The organism is Nocardia iowensis (genome assembly GCF_019222765.1).
Taxonomy (GTDB): Bacteria; Actinomycetota; Actinomycetes; order Mycobacteriales; family Mycobacteriaceae; genus Nocardia; species Nocardia iowensis.
In genome coordinates this window covers 4,690,697-4,710,564 of the sequence record NZ_CP078145.1, presented here as the reverse complement: position 1 = coordinate 4,710,564, position 19,868 = coordinate 4,690,697, and the positions used below count along the sequence as shown (strand labels likewise).

18 protein-coding genes are annotated in these 19,868 nt (G+C 68.3%); 9 read left to right on the top strand and 9 right to left on the bottom strand.

The annotated features are described in order from the left end of the window. Positions 1–19: 19 nt before the first annotated feature. The 4 genes from KV110_RS21805 to KV110_RS21790 form a co-directional block, all read right to left on the bottom strand. Positions 20–1,012: a PfkB family carbohydrate kinase gene (locus KV110_RS21805; protein WP_218469125.1), complete on the bottom strand. Its 993-nt coding sequence runs from the start codon at positions 1,010–1,012 to the stop codon at positions 20–22. Positions 1,013–1,107: 95 nt separating this feature from the next. Next, complete coding sequence (locus KV110_RS21800; RefSeq protein ID WP_218469124.1) at positions 1,108–2,184, bottom strand: quinone-dependent dihydroorotate dehydrogenase; 1,077 nt, start codon at positions 2,182–2,184, stop codon at positions 1,108–1,110. A 4-nt stretch (positions 2,185–2,188) separates the two neighbouring features. Beyond that, the gene (locus tag KV110_RS21795) at positions 2,189–2,473 is read right to left on the bottom strand and encodes a DUF5703 family protein (protein ID WP_218469123.1); all 285 of its coding nucleotides are present in this window, start codon (positions 2,471–2,473) and stop codon (positions 2,189–2,191) included. Next, the gene (locus tag KV110_RS21790) at positions 2,473–3,615 is read right to left on the bottom strand and encodes a YncE family protein (protein ID WP_246633904.1); all 1,143 of its coding nucleotides are present in this window, start codon (positions 3,613–3,615) and stop codon (positions 2,473–2,475) included. The genes KV110_RS21795 and KV110_RS21790 overlap by 1 nt, the downstream gene beginning before the upstream one ends. Before the next feature lie 154 nt (positions 3,616–3,769). On the opposite strand from KV110_RS21790, the gene KV110_RS21785 reads away from it, so the two are divergent. The 3 genes from KV110_RS21785 (at position 3,770) to KV110_RS21775 (ending at position 6,819) form a co-directional block, all read left to right on the top strand. Next, the gene (locus KV110_RS21785; protein ID WP_218469122.1) at positions 3,770–4,126 is read left to right on the top strand and encodes a hypothetical protein; all 357 of its coding nucleotides are present in this window, start codon (positions 3,770–3,772) and stop codon (positions 4,124–4,126) included. Next, on the top strand, positions 4,127–4,666 hold the full coding sequence (locus KV110_RS21780) for a WKL family lipoprotein (RefSeq protein WP_218469121.1): 540 nt from the start codon (positions 4,127–4,129) through the stop codon (positions 4,664–4,666). 62 nt (positions 4,667–4,728) lie between these two features. Then, positions 4,729–6,819, top strand: coding sequence for an MMPL family transporter (locus KV110_RS21775; protein ID WP_246633903.1), 2,091 nt, complete (start codon positions 4,729–4,731; stop codon positions 6,817–6,819). A gap of 170 nt (positions 6,820–6,989) precedes the next feature. Here KV110_RS21775 and KV110_RS21770 read toward each other — a convergent pair whose 3' ends face one another. The 4 genes from KV110_RS21770 to KV110_RS21755 all read right to left on the bottom strand — a co-directional run bounded on the left by KV110_RS21770 (position 6,990) and on the right by KV110_RS21755 (position 11,237). Continuing rightward, positions 6,990–7,850: a heme ABC transporter ATP-binding protein gene (locus tag KV110_RS21770; protein ID WP_218469119.1), complete on the bottom strand. Its 861-nt coding sequence runs from the start codon at positions 7,848–7,850 to the stop codon at positions 6,990–6,992. A 106-nt stretch (positions 7,851–7,956) separates the two neighbouring features. Next, positions 7,957–9,048, bottom strand: a complete 1,092-nt coding sequence (locus KV110_RS21765; protein ID WP_246633901.1) for a FecCD family ABC transporter permease — start codon at positions 9,046–9,048, stop codon at positions 7,957–7,959. Then, complete coding sequence (locus KV110_RS21760; RefSeq protein WP_218469118.1) at positions 9,045–10,112, bottom strand: heme/hemin ABC transporter substrate-binding protein; 1,068 nt, start codon at positions 10,110–10,112, stop codon at positions 9,045–9,047. Before KV110_RS21760 ends, KV110_RS21765 begins: the two co-directional genes overlap by 4 nt. A 156-nt stretch (positions 10,113–10,268) precedes the next feature. After that, positions 10,269–11,237, bottom strand: coding sequence for an aldo/keto reductase (locus KV110_RS21755; protein ID WP_218469117.1), 969 nt, complete (start codon positions 11,235–11,237; stop codon positions 10,269–10,271). A 359-nt stretch (positions 11,238–11,596) separates the two neighbouring features. Between KV110_RS21755 and KV110_RS21750 the strand changes: the two genes are divergently transcribed. The 6 genes from KV110_RS21750 (at position 11,597) to KV110_RS21725 (ending at position 17,630) form a co-directional block, all read left to right on the top strand. Then, entirely contained in the window at positions 11,597–12,526 is a 930-nt protein-coding gene (locus KV110_RS21750; RefSeq protein WP_218478756.1) for an undecaprenyl-diphosphate phosphatase, read from the top strand. Between the two features lie 67 nt (positions 12,527–12,593). Continuing rightward, positions 12,594–13,346 (top strand): histidine phosphatase family protein, encoded by a 753-nt coding sequence (locus tag KV110_RS21745; protein ID WP_218469116.1) that lies wholly within the window; start codon positions 12,594–12,596, stop codon positions 13,344–13,346. Between the two features lie 75 nt (positions 13,347–13,421). Next, positions 13,422–14,006: a DUF3090 domain-containing protein gene (locus tag KV110_RS21740; protein ID WP_218469115.1), complete on the top strand. Its 585-nt coding sequence runs from the start codon at positions 13,422–13,424 to the stop codon at positions 14,004–14,006. Positions 14,007–14,009: 3 nt separating this feature from the next. Next, complete coding sequence (locus KV110_RS21735; protein WP_218469114.1) at positions 14,010–14,813, top strand: SCO1664 family protein; 804 nt, start codon at positions 14,010–14,012, stop codon at positions 14,811–14,813. A 641-nt stretch (positions 14,814–15,454) separates the two neighbouring features. Then, positions 15,455–16,693: a cysteine--1-D-myo-inosityl 2-amino-2-deoxy-alpha-D-glucopyranoside ligase gene (mshC, locus tag KV110_RS21730; protein ID WP_218469113.1), complete on the top strand. Its 1,239-nt coding sequence runs from the start codon at positions 15,455–15,457 to the stop codon at positions 16,691–16,693. A 181-nt stretch (positions 16,694–16,874) separates the two neighbouring features. Further along, a complete protein-coding gene (locus tag KV110_RS21725; protein ID WP_218469112.1) occupies positions 16,875–17,630 on the top strand; it encodes a class I SAM-dependent methyltransferase in 756 nt (251 codons plus the stop codon). 190 nt (positions 17,631–17,820) lie between these two features. Here the strand turns inward: KV110_RS21725 and fadD11 are convergent, their stop codons facing one another. After that, complete coding sequence (fadD11, locus tag KV110_RS21720) at positions 17,821–19,638, bottom strand: fatty acid--CoA ligase FadD11 (protein ID WP_218469111.1); 1,818 nt, start codon at positions 19,636–19,638, stop codon at positions 17,821–17,823. Positions 19,639–19,868: the final 230 nt, after the last annotated feature.

The window sequence follows — 19,868 nt, the reverse complement described above, 5'->3', positions numbered from 1 at the left end:
GTGTCGCCGACACGCCGGGTCAATCCGGCGTGTCGGAGACCGCGGGTAGCCGGGCGATCCGATCGACCTCGCCTGCCGTCGGCATGGCGGCGGGGATGTCGCCGAAGGACTGGGTTGCCGCCATGGCGGCGGTGGCCCACTCGAAATCGCCGCGATCCGCTGGTCGGCCCGAACTCACCATCCGGTAGGCGAGCGCGGCGGCGAAGGCCGCGTACGCGCCGGGCGAGTCGGAAAGCACCGCCGCGAGCGAACGGGGGACGTCGAGATTCAGCTCGGCGGAGCGGACGCTGCATTCGAAACCCTCGACGGCGCAGACGCAGCCGACGCCGTGCGCAAGCAACTGTGGCGCTACCTCGGAATCGAAATCAGCCGTTGGCGTTTCGCTGTCGCGGCCCGGATCGGCCACCAATTCGCACAGCTCCCTGCGGGTTCCGATCAGGTAGTCGATCCGGCTGAGGTGTTTGGTGAGGTACTGCGGTGAATCCGTCTGCGGCGTGGCCTGAACCAGCAGGCGTGGCCGCTCGTGCGCGGTGCGGACCACCGCCATCGCCTGTTCGATGACGGCGATCGGCGGCGCGAAGGTGAGCAGGACCGCGTCCGAGGAGGTGATCGCCGACCTGGCGGCGGCGCTGCGCAGATCGTCGCGGCTCAACCGGACCGCGTCCTCGCCGTCCTGGATGATGCCGGTGAAACCGCTGCTCGCGACGATGAGGGCGACGACGGGCGTCGTCTCACCGGGCACGATCTTGACCAACTCGGTGTCCACGCCCTCGCGGCGCAGACACCGGATGATCCGGCGACCGGCGACGTCGTCACCCACCGCGCTGATCAACCGCACGTCGAGGCCGAGGCGAGCGGCTGCGACGGCGCGGTTGAGACCTTTGCCGCCGAAGTGCTCCTCGAAACGGCCGCGCGCGGGAACCCCTTCCGCGGGCAGGCGGTCGGTGCGGTAGATGTGATCCACGACGGAGTCGCCGATGATGGTGAGCACGCCTCGATCCCGAGAGTTCATGCGCCACCCCCCTCGGGTGCGGTTTAGTTGTGCCCCACCAGAATAAGCCGTGGCAGGCGAGATGCACCGCGTTCGTGGAGCATTCGCGACGCGGCTCAGGCTTTGGCGGCGTGCTCCGCGCCGATGGCCTCGGCAATGCTCTGATAGCCGTTGGCGCGCAGGTGTTGTGCCAGGCCGCGGTGGATTCTGCGGGTCCAGAACAGGCCGCCGTAGATGAAGCCGGTGTAGCCCTGCAGCAGGGTGGCGCCCGCGCGGATGCGCTCCCAGGCTTGGTCGGCGGTTTCGATGCCGCCGACGGAGATCAGGACGAGGCGGTCGCCGACGCGGCGGTAGAGGCGGCGCAGGACGTCGAGCGAGCGGTCGGCGACCGGGGCGCCGGACAAGCCGCCCGCACCCATGGCCGCGACCTCGTCGGCCGGGGTACGCAGGCCGTCGCGGCGGATGGTGGTGTTGGTGGCGACGATTCCGGCAAGGCCGAGTTCCACGGCGAGGTCGGCGACGGCGTCGATGTCCTCATCGGAGAGGTCGGGGGCGATCTTCACCAGCACCGGCACCCGGACGCTGTCGAGCACCGCTTGCAGCAGCGGGCGCAGCGATTCCACGGCCTGCAGGTCACGCAGGCCGGGAGTGTTGGGCGAGCTGACGTTGACGACGACGAAGTCGGCGAGCGGACCGAGCAGTGCGGCGCTGATCGCGTAATCGGCTGCGGCCTCGGCCGGTTCGACGATTTTGGTCTTGCCGATATTGGCGCCGATGGGCACCTCACCGCGGCGGCCGCGCAGGTGCTCGGCGGCGGCCGCGGCGCCGAAGTTGTTGAATCCCATGCGATTGATCAGGGCATGGTCGGCGGGCAGCCGGAACAGTCGCGGCGCGGGATTGCCCGGCTGGGCCTGGGCGGTGACGGTGCCGATCTCGGCGAAGCCGAAACCGAGTGGCGCCCAGGCGTCTACCCCGTCGGCGTTCTTGTCGAATCCGGCGGCCAGGCCGAGCGGCGCGGGGAAGTCGATGCCGAAGGCGGTGTTGCGCAGTATCGGATCGTCGGCGACGAGCAGTTTGGTCATGAGCCAGCGAACGGGCGCGAAGCGGGTGGCCAAGCGCATGGAGGCGAAGACCAGGTGGTGGATGCGTTCCGGCGGAACCAGGAACATCAGGCGTAATAACAGGGCGTACATCAGCTCACATTCCAGGTTCGGGCTGGGGTAGTGCGGTTTTTCGGCGGCGCAGCAGCACCCGGCGGCTACCGTCGGTGTAGGCCCGCACACGGGACAGTTCCCAGCCGCCGAACTCGGCCTGGATGGCCAGCCGCATGGACGCGGTCACCCGGTTCACTTCGGGTGGCAGCCGCAGCGGCACGTATTCGTAGTCGTCGCTGGTGGTTTCCCAGCCCGCGGGTAGGGCGCGTCGCCGCGCTCGCTGCTCGCGGGCTGAAGGTTCGTCGTCTGCGCGCGTTGCGGGAGCCATCAGTGCCCTCTCTTCCGATCGTCCGCGCGGATCCGCTGCAGACCGGAATCGGCCGCGGATCCGACGAACATGTCACCGGTGCGCTGATCGATGGTCACCGAGTTCGGCTGCCGCACCGTGGGGAAGCGGCCCACTTCTACCGGTATGCCCGTCGACAGATCGAATCCGACGACTTCGTTGCTCTGCGTGCACGTCACCCACACGGTGTCGGACCGCTGATCGTAGGCGAGCGCGTAAGGCGAAGAGTTTACCGGGAACCGCTGACGCAGGACGAGAGGTCCGGCGCTGTAGACCAAGAGTTCGCCGCCCGCGGTGTCGGTGACGATGATCCGGCCGAACTTGTCGGAGATCATGTTGGTGGCGCCGTCACCCGCGCGCAGCGCCAGGCCGAGGTGGTCGTCGCCGAGCTCGATCTCGGTGACCGAGGTCTGGCGGCGGTCCAGCACGGTCACCTGGTCGGCGGTGACGGCGAGCGCGTCGGCGGAGGCGAGGCCGGAGACGGTCCGGACGACCTTGCCTTCGGGGGAGAGGGTGCGGACCTTGCCGTCCGCCGTGCCGACGAGCAGGGTGCCGTCGTCGCGGCGCTGCACCGATCTGGCGTCGCCGTCGACCGGGAGCTCGGTGACGGTGCCGGTGGCGACGTCGACGCGGATAATCCGCTCGGGGGCCGGGATCAGCAGTTCACCCGGTTTGCCCTGGGCCAGGCTCGCGCCGTGCGCGGGCAGCGACAGGGTGCGAAAGCTGGGGTCGGGCACGCCGCCCTGGCCGGCGCGGGCGAACGACGCTTGATCGATGAGAAAGAGGATGGTGCTTGTTTCACTGCTGGCCTCGAGTGCGGCGATCTGCCCGGTACCGGCCTCGACGAGCAGCCTGCCGAGAGGGTTGGCCAGTCCCATGACTTCGCCTGCGGGACGGGCGGTTTCGGCGGGTGCGGCCGCGGCGGTGGCCGGATCGCGGGTGGGCAGGTCGTCGCCGTCGGTGCTGGACGAGCAGCCGGTCAGCAGGATCGTGCCCGCGAGGGCGGCCGGGAGCCAGCGCCGCATCGCGGACGATCGAACCTCGCGGTGCGTGCGACGGGCCCGGAGGGTGACCACGGAGGGCCCCGCGAACGCCGCCAATCCAACCCAGCCGCGAGGGCGCATCCTCCGAACTCCTTCTACCGACGAATAAACCGCAACTCCACCATCTGACCATGATGGCGCACCACGGCGGCGTACCGGGGTGGCGGCGGGCGGAGAATGTCGGTGATGCGGGTTACGGTTGAGTTGAAACAGTGTCCAAATCAGGGAGATCCGGTTGATAGCCGACCATACGTCGGGATTTACCATCGATGACATAACCGTTGGTCCGTTCGCTCATGGGTTCGGGACCACCGGCGACGGCAGGCCGTACGCGTTTCGCACGGTCCGGTCCACCTTGACGCTGGAGATCTACCGGGCCGACCTCGACAGTGACGTGCCCGGTCCGGAGGATGTCGTCGCCGTCGCCGAGGCGCGGGTCACCGATATCGACCTCGACGACGAACGCAGCGTCGTCGCGCTGGTGCGCGACATGATTCCCGACGCCGTGCCGGTAGACGCGGTCCCGGACCGCGAAGTGACCACCGTGCGCGCGTTGCTGGGAAGAATAAGCTCCGTAATTGATGGTATGTAGATGGTGATGCCATACACATTTCTCGCCCGCACCGCGCTGACCGCGACCGGCCTCCTCCTGGTGGCCGCGACCGCGGCATGCAGCACCGGACCGGACGAGGCAGCCGTCGACGCCGCACGTTCGTCGGCCAACGCGTCACTGTCCGCCTCGATCACCACGTCCTCCATCGCCGCGCACCCGCCGCTGCCGACCGCCGCTCAGCTGGACGCGCAGATCAAGCGTGCGCTGGACCCGAACCTGCCGGACACCGAACGCACCGACCTCATCGAGGACGGCGACGCCTTCCGCACCGCGATCCCCGACATGTACAAGGCACTGCAGGACAATCCGCGTGCCGTCTACGGGGTCACCGACCCGGTCTTCGACAATCACGACGGCACGCTCACCGCGACCATGCGCCTGGACAAGGACGGCACCGGGACCGCGGTGCGCACGACCGTGGTCCATTTCGTGCTGATCGACGGTAAGTGGAAGATCTCGCGCACCGACCTGTGCGGCATCCTGCGGTCCGCCGATTACCGCACGCCGGCCTGCGGCTGACCGTGGCGGCTGTGCGGAGTCCGCGGGTTTCGTCGGGTGGATCACATACTTCATCGGACGAGTTGCACTCCGGTCTGCTGCGGTGGGGCAGGTTCGTCTATCGCCATCGCTTTCTCGTGCTCGGCGTGTTCGCGCTGGCGGTGCTGGCGTCCGGCTTCTACGGTCGCGGACTGGTTGACCGGCTGACGCAGGAGGGTTGGTTCGACGAGTCCAGCGAGTCGGTGGCGGCGTCCAAGATCGCCGACGCGACCTTCGGGCGCGACACCGACAGCGATCTGATCCTGCTCTACACGGCGTCGGCGGGGACGACGGTCGATGATCCGGCCGTGCGGTCCGCGGTGACCGGTGCGCTGAGCGGGCTGCTCGCGCGGTATCCGGACCGGATTCTGAAGATCGACAGCTACTGGGACAGTCCGTTCGCGGCGAACGCCACCGATGCCTCGCGCGCGCACGCGTTCGCCAGCGTCGGGCTGCGGGGTGAGGGTACGGCCACCGTCGAGAACTATTCGGCGATCAAGGACGAGTTGGGTGCCGGGCGCGACGGTGGTGGACCGGGCGGCACTACGGTCCAGCTGGCCGGGTTGCAGCCGGTGCTGGCCGGTCTCAATACCGGTATGCAGAACGACATCCATCGGGCCGAGTTGATCGCACTGCCGTTGGTGGCGATTCTGCTGTATTTCGTGTTCGGCGGGGTGATCGGGGCACTGCTTCCGGTGGTGATCGGCGGGATGACGATCATGGGGACCGCGGGGATCATGCGGGTGCTCACCGGAGTCATCGATGTGAACGTATTCGCCAGCACCGTCATGACTTTGGTCAGTCTCGGGTTGGCCATCGACTATGGACTGTTCACCGTCACGCGGTTCCGTGAGGAACTTGCCGCGGGGCGCAGCGTGGAGGAGGCGACCGCGCGTACCGTCGCGACCGCGGGGCGCACCGTGCTGTTCTCGGCGGCGATCATCGCGGTCAGTCTCGGCGCGCTGTTCATCTTCCCGAACGGGGTGTTGCGGTCGGTGCCCTACGGCGGCATCAGTTCGGTGCTGCTCGCCGCGCTGCTCTCGGTGACGGCGCTGCCCGCCGCGCTGAGCATCGCGGGGCGGCGGATCGACTTCTTGGGCTGGAAACGGTTCTCCCGCAGCAAGACCGAGGCGCAGATCGATGCCGGGTTCTTCTCACGCCTCGCGCAGTGGGCGATGCGGCGCCCGTGGGCGGTGGCGGTGCCGATCGTGCTCGCGCTGCTGGCGTTGAGCATTCCGTTCCGCAACATCGAATTCGGCGGGATCAGCGAGAAGTATCTGGGTGCCGACAACCCGGCCAGGGTGGCGCAGGAACGGTTCGACGAGCTGTTCCCGAGTTTCCGCACCGAGCCGTTGAAACTTGTTGTGCTGGGCGCTGATCCGCAACAGCTCAGCGATATTCGGTACGCGGCTAGCCAAATCCCCGGGCTCACCGGACGATTCGAGCCGTCGGTGCCGACCAAGGACGGCATCAATGTGTTGCAGGCTGGGTTGGCGGACAAGCAGGATGCCGATCGCGTGATCTCGGCGTTGCGGGCGATTCCGGAACCCTCCGGGGTAGAAGTCATGGTGGCCGGGGTGCCCGCGCTGGAACGCGACAGCATCAACGGGTTGTTGCGTGGGCTGCCGTTGCTGGTGGCTCTTCTCGCGGCGGCGGCGCTGGCACTGATGTACGCGGCGTTCCGGTCGATCGTGTTGGCGGTCAAGGCAGTGGTGATGAGTGCGTTGAGTTTGGTGTCGACGCTGGGTGTGCTCACCTGGGTGTTCGTCGAAGGTCATGGATCGGGGGTATTCCATTTCACGCCTGGCCCATTGATGTTCGCGGTGCTGGCGCTGATCGTGACCGTCGTGTTCGGTCTATCCACCGACTACGAAGTGTTCCTGCTGTCCCGAGTAGCCGAGGCCCGCGCTGGCGGCGCCGACCCCCCCGAGGCGATCCGCTACGGCATCGCCCACACCGGAGGCGTAATCACCTCCGCCGCAGCAATTCTCATCGTCGTAACCGGCGCCTTCGGCTTCTCCGACCTGGTCCTGATGAAGTACATCGCCTACGGCATGATCGCTGCCCTGATCCTCGACGCCACCGTCATCCGCATGCTCCTGACTCCCGCCGTCCTGAAGCTCATCTGGCGCTGAATCCCACCCGGGTCCACCGAGCGGGACATGTTGCGGCGAATGCCGAGTGGAAGCGCGGTGGCGTCCCGCTCGCGACCCCGCTGCACGGGTGTGGTCTGTCGAGGGGGACGTGGCTGAGGGATTTGTCGAGTGAGGGCTCGGTGGTGTCCCGGTCGATGGGGGCGGGGTGGTTAGCGGCGGACGGGGAGGACCAGTTGGGCGCCGGTCAGGGGATGGTTCAGGACTTCGACGGGGTGTTGGTAGACGCGGGTCAGGAGGTCGGTGGTGAGGACCTGGCGGGGTGGACCGTCGGCGGCGATGCGGCCGGATTCGAGGACGGCGACGCGGTCGGCGTAGGCGGCGGCGATGCCGAGGTCGTGCAGGACGACGACGACGGCGGAGCCGGCTGCCGCGCGGCTGGTGGCGAGGCGAAGGACGGCTTCCTGGTGGCCGAGGTCGAGGGCGGCGGTGGGCTCGTCGAGGAGCAGGGTGCCGGTGTCCTGGGCGAGGACCCGGGCGAGGGCGACGCGGGCGCGTTCACCGCCGGAGAGCGTCGGAAAGGACCGGGCGGCAAGGTGTTCCACGTCGGCGGCGGCCATGGCGGCGGCGATGCGTTCGTCGTCGAGTTCGCGGCGCTCGGTACGCAGCCAGGGGGCGCGGCCCATCGCCACGACCTCACGGGCCGTGAACGGGAAACCGACGGTGTGGGTTTGGGGCAGCACGGCACGGCGCCGTGCCATGTCCAGCGGCGACCAGTGCGTCAGCGCCCGCCCCTCCAGTTCGACCGCCCCCTCGCTCGGCGTGAGCTCCCCGGCCAGCGCGGCAAGCAACGTGGACTTGCCCGCCCCATTGGGCCCCACCAGCGCAACCACTTCGCCCGCGACAACATCGAAGTCCACCGCCTCGAGCACCCGCCGCTGCGCCGTATGCGCCCCCCGCCGATCGACACTCACCCCCCGCGCCCGCAACGTAACCGCCCCCTTCTCCGGCTCCGCGGGCAATTCATGCGTCCGCGCGAACACAGCGCCCAACCCCTGCCGAACCCCGCTCACCCGCCACCCCCAACCCGCCGAACCCGAGCACCCACAGAGCCTCCACCCATCCCGCAGCCCCGGTTAGGCGCACCGAAACCCTGTGAACCCCAACGCAAATGGGTAATCATGCCCAGCCTCCGGCGCGGGCTCGGGTGCGGCGGAGCAACCAGAAGAAGAACGGTCCGCCGACGAGCGAGGTGAGCATGCCGAGGGGGAGGTCGGCATTGTGGACCAGGGAGCGGGCGCCGACGTCGGCGGCGAGCAGGACGACGGCGCCGAGGATGGCGCTCAACGGGATCAGGACGCGGTGGGCGGGGCCGACGAGCATCCGGACCAGGTGCGGGACGATGAGGCCGACGAACAGGACGATGCCGGTGAACGCGACGCCCGCGGTGGCGAGAATGGCGACGACCAGGATGACGTTGCGGCGCAGGCGTTCCACATCGACACCGAGGTGCCGAGCGGAGGCCTCGCCGAGGGCGAGCAGGTCCAGGCGCGGGGCGATCAGGATGGCGGCAGTGACGCCGACGGAAGTGAGAATCGCGACGACGGTGACCGAATCCCAGTTGGCGCCGTTCAGAGAACCCAACTGCCAGAACACGATCTGATCGCGCGCGGCGGGCGAGGCGACGAACAGCAGGAACGCGATCAGCCCACCCGCGAAGGCGTTGATCGCGACACCGGTGAGCACAAGCGTGACCACCTCGGTACGCCCATTGGACCGCGCCAGCAGATACACGAGCAGCGTGGTGGCCAACCCCGAGACGAACGCCGCCCCGGCGACCGACCAGGCTGCGACGAACGCCCCACCGATCACGATCATGGTGCCCGCCCCGACCGCGGCACCGGCCGACACCCCGATCACCCCGGGTTCGGCGAGCGGATTGGCGAACACCCCCTGCAACAGCCCGCCAGCCGTCGCGAGCGCCGCACCGACCAGCATGGCCAGCAGCACCCGAGGAAACCGCACCTCCCACAGCGTCACGTCACCGGCGGGATGCGCGGGCATCGGCCCCCAATCCAGCCCGATCCGGTGCAGCACGCTGCCTGCCACCTCAGCGGGCGTGGTCGGCACCTGACCGATCGCTGCCGAGGCGAGCGCGAGCGCGAGCAGTCCGGCGATCGCGACCGCGAACACCAGCGTGGTGCGCGAACGCCCGCGTGACTTCGGCGCGGGCGGGTCCGCGGGTTCGATCTTGGTGGCCGATCCGGTCATGCGGGCCGAGCGCCGTAGACGGCCTCGCTCAGCGCCGTGATCACCCGGCCGGTGTTGGGGCCGAAGCTGAGCAGCACCGAGTCGGACATGTCGACGATGCGCTTGTTACGCCCGGCCGGTGTCTGCGCGATGCCGGGAACCTTCTGCAATCCGTCTACTCCGCCAACGGATTTCAAACCATCCGACATCACCAGCAGCACGTCGGGCGCGGCGCCGATCATCGCCTCGCTGGTGATCGAGACGAACGGCTCGGGCAGCCCGGCACCCGCGTCTTTGCCGCCGAGCGCGGCGATGAGCGCGTCCGCACCGGAGCCAGGCCCGGCGAGGAAGGTAATGGCGGTGCTGCGCAGGTAGAGGAACGCGATGGTGAGTTGCGGATCCTGCTTGGGCACCGCAGCAGTGGCGGCGGCGATCTCGTCGCGGGTGCGTTCCGCGAGCGCCTTCCCACTGTCGGGCACGCCGAGCGCGGCGGCGACGGCCTCGATCTGCGGGCCGACACCCTCCATGGTGCGCTGCGGATCGAAGAAGACGACGGTGACACCGGCCGCGCGGAGCTGCTCACGTACCGCGGGCGTCACACTGACGGTGTCGGTGAGGAAGACCGAAGGTCGTTGCTCCAGAAGCCCTTCCACATTCAGCGAGCCGTTGCCGCCCGCCACGTTGGGCACGTCACGGACGGCGGGGAAGGCGGCGCTGGTGCTGCGGCCGGTCAGCTTGGCTCCCATGCCGAGCGCGTACACGATCTGCGCGAGGGTGCCGTAGCGGTCGACGGCGACGATGCGGCTGCTATCGGTGACGGTGACGTCGGAACCGTCGAACGAGCGCACCGTAACCGGTAGCGTCGGCGTGGGTTCGGGCCCGATCGGCACCGGGTCGAGATCGGTCAGCGTCGCGGTGGCCGGACCACGCTGCCCGGCGGCGGGTGCCGCGTTGTCGGTGCCGCACGCGGCCGAGGCCACGACCAGGGTCAACGCCAGCACCGCGAGAACACCGCGCGCCCAGCCGGATCGGACACCGGCAACCCACTGCGGCTGCACGGACGGGTTTCCGGACCTGGCACTCATGAAGGTAAGCCTAAGACGTGCCCCACGACGGCGGGCAGCGGGTCGGCGCCGTTCACATCGTCCCGGGCGCTGATCGCAGCGCCTCCGGCCCGCACGGCACCGCCCCTGGTCCCGATCGCACCGCGCCGGGCGCCGATCACACCACCCTCGCCTCTGTCACTCGGTACGGGCACTGACGTCGTCCAGTGCGGCCGCGATGGCGCGCGGCAGTTCGAGGGCCTCCGCAGCGAGCACGCCGGTGAGCTGCCCGATATCGCGGGCGCCGACGATCATGCTCGCCACGCCCGGCCGGTCCCGAATCCAGGCCAGCGCGACCGCCAACGGCGACGTACCCAACCCGTCGGCAGCGGTGACCAGGGCGTCGACCACCCTGGTCGCGCGTTCGTCGAGGCTGCTGCGGATATCGGCCGCGGTGGCCTCGTCCGCACCGCGCGAATCGGCGGGAACACCGTCGCGGTACTTACCGGTGAGGATGCCGCCCGCGAGCGGCGCCGAGGCGATCACGCCGACGCCGTGGTGCAGCGCGGCGGGCACGAAATCGGTTTCCGCGTCGCGAGCCAGCAGCGAGTACGGCGTCTGCGCGACGCTGACCGGCACGACGGCGGCGAGGCTGGCCAACTGCCAGGCACCGAAGCCACGCACGCCCGCGTAGCGGACCTTGCCGGACCGCACCACCTGTTCCAGGGTGGCCGCGACTTCATCGAGCGGGGTCCGCGGATCCCACACCGCGACATTCCAGATATCCAGATGGTCGGTGCCGAATTCGAGCAGCGTCCGATCGAGCTGCCGGAGCAGTGCGCGGCGCGAGGTATCGATCGCGATGTGGGTCGCGTCCGGCACGGCCGGACCCGCGGGGGCGGGCAGCACGCGCGGCGCGATACCCGCGCAGCCGCTGAGCACCAGATCGTCGCGGGAGACGAGGTCGCCGAGCAATTCGGCCAGAATTCGCTGCGCGCCACCACCGGCGTAGGCGGGGGAGGTATCGACGAGCGTGCCGCCCGCCTCCACGAACGCCGCCAACTGCACCGACGCCTCATCGGCATCCGTATGCGAACCCCAGGTATGGGTCGCCAGGCCTATCCGGGACACCCGTAGGCCGCTGCGGCCGACCGTCCGCTGTTCCATCACCGTGTCCGCGCAATCGTCACGGCGCCAAGCCTAGAGCGTGTGCGCGCATGCGGCCGCCTACCCGCACAGCGCCTCGCGCGTCGCGGGTGGAATCGGCGAACCACCGTGCGGGCAGCCGAGTTACCGAAGCGCGCGGCGGCGTCTGTGCGGCAGGTCAGAGATGTCTGTGAACCCACTGCGGCCGACGGTGCGGGCATGCCGCTCCGGCCTCGACACTGTACTGTCGCTGCGGGATTGCGGCGGTCATCACTCGCCTGCGACCCCGGTTGACCAATTGCCCAGTCGGAACAGTTCTTTCGGGCAAGAACAGATGGAGGCGGCATGAGACACCAGGAGGCTGCGTGACGGGCGAATCGATGACCTGGGTGCAGGCGCTGGTGCTCGGACTCGTGCAGGGACTCACCGAGTTCCTGCCGATCTCGTCGTCGGCGCATCTGCGGATCGTGTCCGGCGTGTTCTTCGGCGACGACGCGGGCGCCTCGTTCACCGCCGTCACCCAGCTCGGCACCGAGGCCGCCGTCCTGGTGTATTTCGCCAAGGACATCTGGCGGATCGTGCAGGCCTGGTTCACCACGGTGCTGCGCAAGCTGAGCGCGTCGTCCAGGCAGACAGTCCCGATCACCGACCAGGTCACGACGAAGCTGCCGGTTTGGAACGCGGCACAGGCGGGCTACTTCGATGAGGAGACCCAGCGCGAACTGGACTACCGCATCGGCTGGTATGTGATCATCGCCACCATCCCGATCGGCGTGCTCGGCTTCCTGTTCAAGGACGTGATCCGCACCGCGGCCCGCAACCTGTGGCTCATTTCGTTCATGCTGATCGCGTTCGCGCTGGTCATCGCGGCCGCCGAGTATTACGGACGCAAGCAGCGCCCGCTAGAACAGCTGACCACCCGGGACGGCCTGGTGATGGGGTTCGCCCAGTGCCTCGCGTTGATTCCCGGTGTGTCGCGTTCCGGTGCCACCTCGTCGGCGGGTCTGTTCCTCGGGCTGACGCGTGAAGCGTCCGTGCGGTTCTCGTTCCTGCTGGCGATTCCCGCGGTCACCGCGTCCGGCTTGTTCAGCATTCCGGACGCGTTCAAACCTGCCGGTGAGGGGCTCAATGCCAGCGGCGCGCAGCTGATCGTGGCGACGTTGCTCGCGTTCGTCGTCGGGTACGCGTCGGTGGCGTGGCTGCTGAAGTTCGTTGCGAAGCATTCGCTGGACTGGTTCGTCGGCTACCGGATCTTGCTCGGTCTGATCGTGATGGGGCTGCTGGCCGCGGGGGTTGTGTCGGCCACATGAAATCAGCATCGCGGAGCGATCCCATGAGGGGCGGGGGCCGGGCGACGGGTGGGCTTAGGCTGGCTACATGACGGTGATTCTGCTCCGACACGGAGTCTCGACCTCGAACACCGCCCGCACCCTGGCCGGTCGCAGCACCGGCGTCGAACTGACCGAGCACGGCAACGAGCAGGCCAGGGCTGTTGCCGAAAGGCTCGCCGGGCTGCCGATCGAACGGATCGTGCACTCGCCGCTGCTGCGCTGCCAGCGAACGGTGGCGCCGCTGGCGGAGAAGTTCGGGTTGGAACCGGTCTTCGACGACCGGCTGATCGAGGTCGATTACGGCGAGTGGACCGGGCGACCCATCGCCGAACTGCTGAACGAGCCGTTATGGAAGGTCGTGCAGCGGCACGCCTCCGGCGCCGTGTTCCCCGGTGGGGAAGGGCTGGCGCAGGTGCAAAGCCGCGCGGTCGCCGCGCTGCGCGAGCACGACCGCGCGCTCGCCGAGCAGCACGGACACGACGCGCTGTGGGTGGCCTGCACGCACGGTGACGTCATCAAGTCGGTACTTGCCGACGCATTGGGTATCCATCTGGATGGGTTTCAGCGGATCATGGTGGAACCCGCGTCGATCAGTGTTATCCGCTACACCCCGACCGCGCCGTATGTGTGGCGGCTCAACGACACCGGCACCGACCTGTCCGCGCTCTCGAATCAGCAACGCCCCGTTGCCGATTCCCGTGCCGAACAGCAAGACGCCACGGTCGACACCACCGGTCCCGTTCCCGGCGGCGAGCTAGGCAATACCGGGAGTGCGGATAATGGGAATGCGGAGCGCTGAGATTACTTGTAAACGGGTAGTCGGCGTCGCAACGCCGTGGGTAGTCGGATCAGGGTCACGTATCAGGAGGTGCATGTGTCACGCGCAATCCATGTATTTCGCACCCCCGATCGTTTCGTCGCCGGGACCGTCGGTGAGCCGGGCGATCGCGCGTTCTATCTGCAGGCCGTCCAGGAACCGCGAGTCGTCAGCGTGCTGCTGGAAAAGCAGCAGGTGAAGGTGCTCGCCGATCGGATGGGCCTGCTGTTGGACGAGGTGGCCCGCCGCTTCGGCGCCGAGGTGCCGCCGCAGCCCGAGGACATCGGCGACACCGCGCCGCTGGTGACGCCGGTCGACGCCGAGTTCCGGGTCGGCACCATGGGCCTCGGCTGGGACGCCGACGCGAACGCCGTGGTGGTCGAGCTGCTGGCGATCACCGAGACCGAGGTCGACGAATCGGTGGTGCTCGACGACACCGAGGAAGGCCCGGACGCGGTCCGCGTGTTCCTCACCCCGATCCAGGCCCGCGAGTTCGCATTGCGTTCGACCCGGGTGATCGCGGCGGGCCGGCCACCGTGCCCGCTGTGCGGGGAACCGTTGTCGTCTCGTGGACACATGTGCGTGCGCACCAATGGATACAAGCGCGGAGACATCTTCGGCGCGGCCGAGCTAGAGGAGTGATCGGTGACGCGGGCCGGGGATCGGTTCCACAGCGGCGAGCTGACAGTGATCGGGCGGATCAGTACCGCCAGCAACGTGACCCTGGTCTGCGACATCCTCGATGAGGTCGAACCGCCGCTGCGGGTGGTGTACAAGCCGGTGCGCGGCGAACGACCGCTGTGGGACTTTCCCGATGGCACCCTCGCGGGCCGGGAGGTGGCGTCGTATCTGATCTCGGCCGCGCTCGGCTGGGGCGTGATCCCGGAAACGATCCTGCGCGACGGACCGTATGGCGTCGGCATGGTGCAACGCTGGGTCGAGGGCGTGGACAACCACACCGACCAGGGCGACCGCCTCGACCTCGTCGACCTCTGCCCGCCCGGCGCGGTCCCCGACGGCTTCCGTGAGGTACTGCGCGCGCAGGACCCGGCAGGCAACGAGGTCTCGCTCATCCACGCCGACGACCCGCGGCTGCAACGAATGGCCGTGCTGGACGTGCTGCTGAACAACGCCGACCGCAAGGGCGGGCACGCGCTGGAAGGCACGGACGGGCAGGTGTACGGCGTCGACCACGGCATCTGCCTGCACAGCGAGCACAAATTGCGCACCGTGCTGTGGGGCTGGGCCGGACAACCGCTCAGCGACGCGCTGGTCGCCGATATCACCGCGTTCGCCAAAGAATTGCCCGGCGCCGTCGCGGACGAGCTCGCCGAGCACATCACCGACGCCGAGATCGAAGCGTTGGTAGACCGAACCCAGGAGTTGGTCGACGACCCGGTGATGCCGACTCCGCGTACGTCCCGGCCGATTCCGTGGCCGGCGTTCTGAAATAGGTTGGGGCTCAGGCGGTTCGTTTCCGCATTGACTGCGAGATTGCACACAGTGCCGAACGTGGCTTGTGCCCAACGTAATCCGCTCGGATCCGCACCGCCTCGCATGGAAGGGCGCTGCTGTCGCCGACCAGAGCGCCGGGGTCCGGCGCTCCGACTGCGCAACTCGGCGGTAGCTGGCCCCGGCCTGGCCACGAGCGCTCGGCCACACTTCATTCCGCTCGTGACTGGAGGTTGGAGGTTGGCGCGATCGCTCTGAACCGTCATGTCCTACGCGGGTCCACGCGACTGTCGTCGACCAGTTCGACAGCGTGTGGTGCCGCGCCGATCACGGCGATTCCGCAGTGAACGCAGAGTTGCACGCTGTGCCGCCGATGCCTCCAACCGACCTAGGAGGTCGAATTCCTCATTGTCATGGCGAGGGCAGGGCGATACCGTCTTCGCTTGACTCCATGGCCCCGCGACGCCGCGATGTACCCGTCGCCGGGTCCGCCGACAGCTGATTCTGCGTGAGCGAAAATCTTGACATCCCATGATTTGCTGAAATGTGCAGGTCGGGACCGGCAGGTCAGCGGCGTATGGCGGCCGCTGGGCTGGGGCGGGGGGCGATGATCTCGACCACACCTTTACCCTCGAATCATGCAGTCCTGGTCCGATACAGCCCTACCCACCATCCCCGGAGCAGGGCCACCGTTGCGGTTGTACGACACCGCCGACCGTCAGGTGCGGCCGGTGACACCCGGTGCCACCGCCACCATGTACGTCTGCGGGATCACCCCCTATGACGCCACCCATCTCGGTCACGCCGCCACCTACCTGACCTTCGATCTGGTCAACCGGCTGCTGCGCGACGCGGGCCACGAGGTGCACTACGTGCAAAACGTGACCGACGTCGACGACCCGCTGTTCGAGCGGGCCGAGCGCGACGGCCTGGATTGGCGCGAGCTGGGCACCCGCGAGATCGAACTGTTCCGCGAAGACATGTCCGCATTGCGCATCGTGCCGCCGCGGGAGTACGTCGGCGCCATCGAATCCGTCGACGAGGTCGTCGAATTCGTGCAGAAGCTGCTGGCCTCGGGTGCGGCGTACATCGTCGACGACGCCGAGTTCCCCGATGTGTACTTCCGCGCCGACGCCACCGAGCAGTTCGGTTACGAATCCGGTTACGACCGCGCCACCATGGAGCGGCTGTTCGCCGAACGCGGCGGCGACCCCGAGCGCCCCGGCAAGCGCGACACTATCGATGCGCTGCTGTGGCGCGCCGAGCGTCCAGGCGAACCGTCCTGGCCCGCCCCGTTCGGCGCGGGCCGTCCCGGCTGGCATATCGAGTGTTCGGCGATCGCGCTCAACCGAATCGGCGCCGAGTTCGACATCCAGGGCGGCGGCAGCGACCTGATCTACCCGCACCACGAGTACTCCGCCGCGCACGCCGAGGCGCTCATCGCGGGCCGCCGCTTCGCCCGCCACTACGTGCACGCCGGTTTGATCGGTCTGGACGGCGAGAAGATGTCCAAGTCCAAGGGCAACCTCGTGCTGGTCTCCACCCTGCGCCGCAGCGGCGTCGACCCGGCCGCGATCCGCCTCGGGCTGCTGGCCGGCCACTACCGCCAGGACCGCATGTGGACCGACGCGGTCCTCGAACAGGCCAAGACCCGCCTCGACCTGTGGCGCCGAGCCACCGCGCTCGAATCGGGCCCCGCGGCCAGCGACACCATCGCCCGCCTCCGCCAACACCTGGCCGACGACCTTGATACCCCGAAAGCCCTGGACGCCGTGGACAATTGGGCCCGCCAGGCACTGGACTACGGCGGCCCCGAAACCGACGCCCCCGCAGCGATCACCGCCGCTGTCGACGGCCTACTGGGGATCACGCTGTAGTCGTTCGGGTGCCGGTGTCGCCCCGGTCACTGGTTGTGGCTCCGTGTTCGTCTTGCGAGATAGCCTGGTCGACAGGGCGTTTCGTCGCGCAGTCATTGACCGCGATGCACTCGGTGCCGTGATGCACTACGTGCCGCCATGCATCAGGTGATGCGGGATCGCAGTTCGGGGAGGGGTATCGGTGCGCAATCCGTTCGACAGCGAGGCGATCGCCGAGCGTTATGTTCGTGGGCGGCTTTACTACCATCCGGAGGCGCTGCGGATTGCGTTGCGGCAGCTGGGGATCGGTCGTGTCGGCGTGGCGGTGGATGTCGGCTGCGGTACCGGGCTGTCCACGCGGGCCGTGCTCGAGGCGGCCGAGCGGGTGGTGGCCTGTGATGCGTCGGTGGCAATGTTGCGTGCGGCCGAGCGACACCCGCAGGCGCAGTTCGTCGCGGCGGCGGCCGAGCGACTTCCGCTGGCGGACGGCATCGCCGAGTTGACTACGGTCGCCACGGCATTCCATTGGTTCGATCAGCCGAGTGTGCTGGCCGAATTAGCCCGTGTCCTGCGCAGCGGTGGTGGGCTCGCGGTCTACAGCGACTACTTCCACGGCGATTTGGTGGGTCGCCCCGCGTTCGCCGAATGGATGGCGGGCGAGTACGCGTCCCGCTATCCCTCGGTGCGCCGCCAACCGCACTTCGACCCCGAGGCCGCCCGCGAAGCAGGTTTCGGCCCGACCACACACTCCGAAGAGCAGTGGCGGGTTCCGCTGACACCTGAGACAGCCGCCAATTATCTCGTGAGCCAGAGCAATACGGCAGTCGCGACCTCGACATGCGACCTGGCGGAACTGCGTCACTCGCTATCCGAGGAAATCCGGCCCTTCTTCCCCGAAGGTGCGCCCGCCGAAGCCATATTCACTATCCGAGTCTGGACCACAATCCTCGAGTCCTGAACCATTGCTGCGGCGGGCACACGCCGAGACCCAGGATTACGGCATTTGCAGCCACGCGGTCGGGGTGGCGGTTGGTGGCGTCTCCGCCCGGTGTCCCGATGCGGCTGGACCAATTCGCCGAACGGGACATGGCTGCGGGGAATCGCGAGTGGACGCACGGTGGTGTCCCGCTCGGCGCGTTGTCGGAGGCCTAGCCGGGGCTGGTGGTTTCGGTGGTGGTGGGTTCGTGGACTCCGGGGGCGAGATCGGGGGCGTATAGCCGGTCGATGTCGGGGGCGTATTTGGCGGCGATGGGTTTGCGGCGGAGTTTCATGGTGAGGGTGATCTCGTCGCCGCCGGGTTCCCAGAAGGACGGGAGGACGGTGAAGCGTTTGATCTGTTCTACCCGGGAGAGTTTGGCGTTGCCCGCTGCTACGCCGCGGGCGATCTCGGCGATGACGCCGGGGTCGGCGGCTAGTGCGGCGGCGGAGGCGTCGGGTAAATCATGCTGGACGGCATAGGGTTCCGCGGTTTCGGCGTCGATGACGATGAGCGCGGTGTTGAACGGGCGCTGGTCGCCGATGGTGGCGATGGAGCCGATGAGCGGGGTCGCGGCTTTGATGGCGTTCTCGATGTTGGCCGGGGACATGTTCTTTCCGGCGGAATTGATGATGAGTTCTTTCTTGCGGTCGATAACGCGCAGGTATCCGTCGGCGTCCTGGGTGAGGATGTCGCCGGTGTGCAGCCAGCCGTCGGCGTCGAGCGCCTCGGCGGTCTTGACCGGTTCGTCGCGGTAGGCGCGCATGACCGAAGGACCTCGGACCAGGAACTCGCCGTCCTCGGCGATGGTGGCTTCCAGGCCGGGCAGCAGTCGGCCGACCGTGCCGAGCCGGGCATCGTCCGGTGCGCTGACCGAGGCCACACAGGTCAATTCGGACATGCCCCACACCTCGGAGATGGGAATGCCGAGGCCGAAGAAGAAGCCGAGCGTCTCCGGCGGGATCGGCGCGGCACCCGACATCGCCCACTTCACTTGGTCGAGACCGAGTTTCGCGCGCAGCTTGGACAGCACCGCGGCATCGGCCTTCGCCCATTCGTCGGCGAGCGCGTCGTCGACCGGTTCGCCGGCGAGTTGGGCGGCGGCCTTGCGGGCGGCGACGCCGAGCGCCCATTGCAGACCCGCGCACGTGGCATCGTCGGGCTCGTTGGCGGCGGCGAATTCGAGTGCGGCCTTGAACTTTTCCCACACGCGCGGGACAGCGCCCCAGATCGTGGGTCTGGCATCCAGCAGCGCGGCGAGCAATTGGGCGCGATCCGGCACGACGGTGATCTGGGTGCCGAACACCTCCTGCAGGTACAGCGCGGTGAATCGGTCGGCCATGTGCGCGGTCGGCAGGTAGGAGGTCTGCCGGTCACCGAATTCGACGGGCAGCACCGAGGCGAAGGCATGCGCGTCGAACAGCAGGTTGGCGTGGGTGAGCTCGACGCCCTTCGGGTTACCGGTGGTACCCGAGGTGTAGCAGAGGGTCACCACATCGTCCGGCCGCACCGCCCGCCAGCTCGCCTCGAAGTCGAAATCGCTGCGCCCCAACGCCTTCAGCTCGGCCACGCTGAGCGTTCCTGGCGGGTTGCCGTCCAGGCTGACGATGGTCTCGATCGGCACCCCGCATGCCCGGATCCGGTCCACATACTGCGCCTCGCAGATCACCACCCGGTTGCCCGCGTTGCCGAACACATAGTTCAACTGCTCGGGAACCAGAGTGTTGTACACCGAAAACGAGGTGGCCCCGGTGTGCTGCGCACCCACCTCGAGTGGATAGAACTCCACCCGATTGGCCATCATCAACGCGACCGTGTCGCCGCGCCCGACCCCGAGCGCACTCAACCCCGCCGCGATTTCCCGCACCTGCGCGGCATAGTCCCGCCAGGTCAAACTGTGCTCGCCCCCGACCGACCGAACCGCAACCGCGTCGGGATCAATGGCCGCAACCCGCTGAAATGCGGCGCAGGACGTCATCGGTTCGGTCATGGCACAACCCCGTTCACTACATCTATCTCTCTGAGACGGTAAGTGTCCCGAAACCCCCACGGGAACGTTTCGCCCCATTTCCCCGGCCAACCGTGGCGTGATCGGTTCAACTGACGCGGTCGATCACGTTGGCGTGCTGTGCGGCTGCGCGTCGGCGTGCGGCGGCGGGTCGAGAGCGGCGACGCCGCCGCTCAGACGCCCGCCACAGCCGCGACGCCCGCCGCCGAAAG

Bases quoted from the DNA above. Each gene is read 5' to 3' on its own strand.
- KV110_RS21795 (WP_218469123.1), bottom strand. From the start codon at position 2,473: ATGGCTCCCGCAACGCGCGCAGACGACGAACCTTCAGCCCGCGAGCAG.
- KV110_RS21805 (WP_218469125.1), bottom strand. From the start codon at position 1,012: ATGAACTCTCGGGATCGAGGCGTGCTCACCATCATCGGCGACTCCGTC.
- KV110_RS21745 (WP_218469116.1), top strand. From the start codon at position 12,594: ATGACGGTGATTCTGCTCCGACACGGAGTCTCGACCTCGAACACCGCC.
- KV110_RS21780 (WP_218469121.1), top strand. From the start codon at position 4,127: ATGGTGATGCCATACACATTTCTCGCCCGCACCGCGCTGACCGCGACC.
- KV110_RS21790 (WP_246633904.1), bottom strand. From the start codon at position 3,615: ATGCGCCCTCGCGGCTGGGTTGGATTGGCGGCGTTCGCGGGGCCCTCC.
- KV110_RS21800 (WP_218469124.1), bottom strand. From the start codon at position 2,184: ATGTACGCCCTGTTATTACGCCTGATGTTCCTGGTTCCGCCGGAACGC.
- KV110_RS21760 (WP_218469118.1), bottom strand. From the start codon at position 10,112: ATGAGTGCCAGGTCCGGAAACCCGTCCGTGCAGCCGCAGTGGGTTGCC.
- KV110_RS21750 (WP_218478756.1), top strand. From the start codon at position 11,597: ATGACCTGGGTGCAGGCGCTGGTGCTCGGACTCGTGCAGGGACTCACC.
- KV110_RS21755 (WP_218469117.1), bottom strand. From the start codon at position 11,237: ATGGAACAGCGGACGGTCGGCCGCAGCGGCCTACGGGTGTCCCGGATA.
- fadD11 (WP_218469111.1), bottom strand. From the start codon at position 19,638: ATGACCGAACCGATGACGTCCTGCGCCGCATTTCAGCGGGTTGCGGCC.
- KV110_RS21765 (WP_246633901.1), bottom strand. From the start codon at position 9,048: ATGACCGGATCGGCCACCAAGATCGAACCCGCGGACCCGCCCGCGCCG.
- mshC (WP_218469113.1), top strand. From the start codon at position 15,455: ATGCAGTCCTGGTCCGATACAGCCCTACCCACCATCCCCGGAGCAGGG.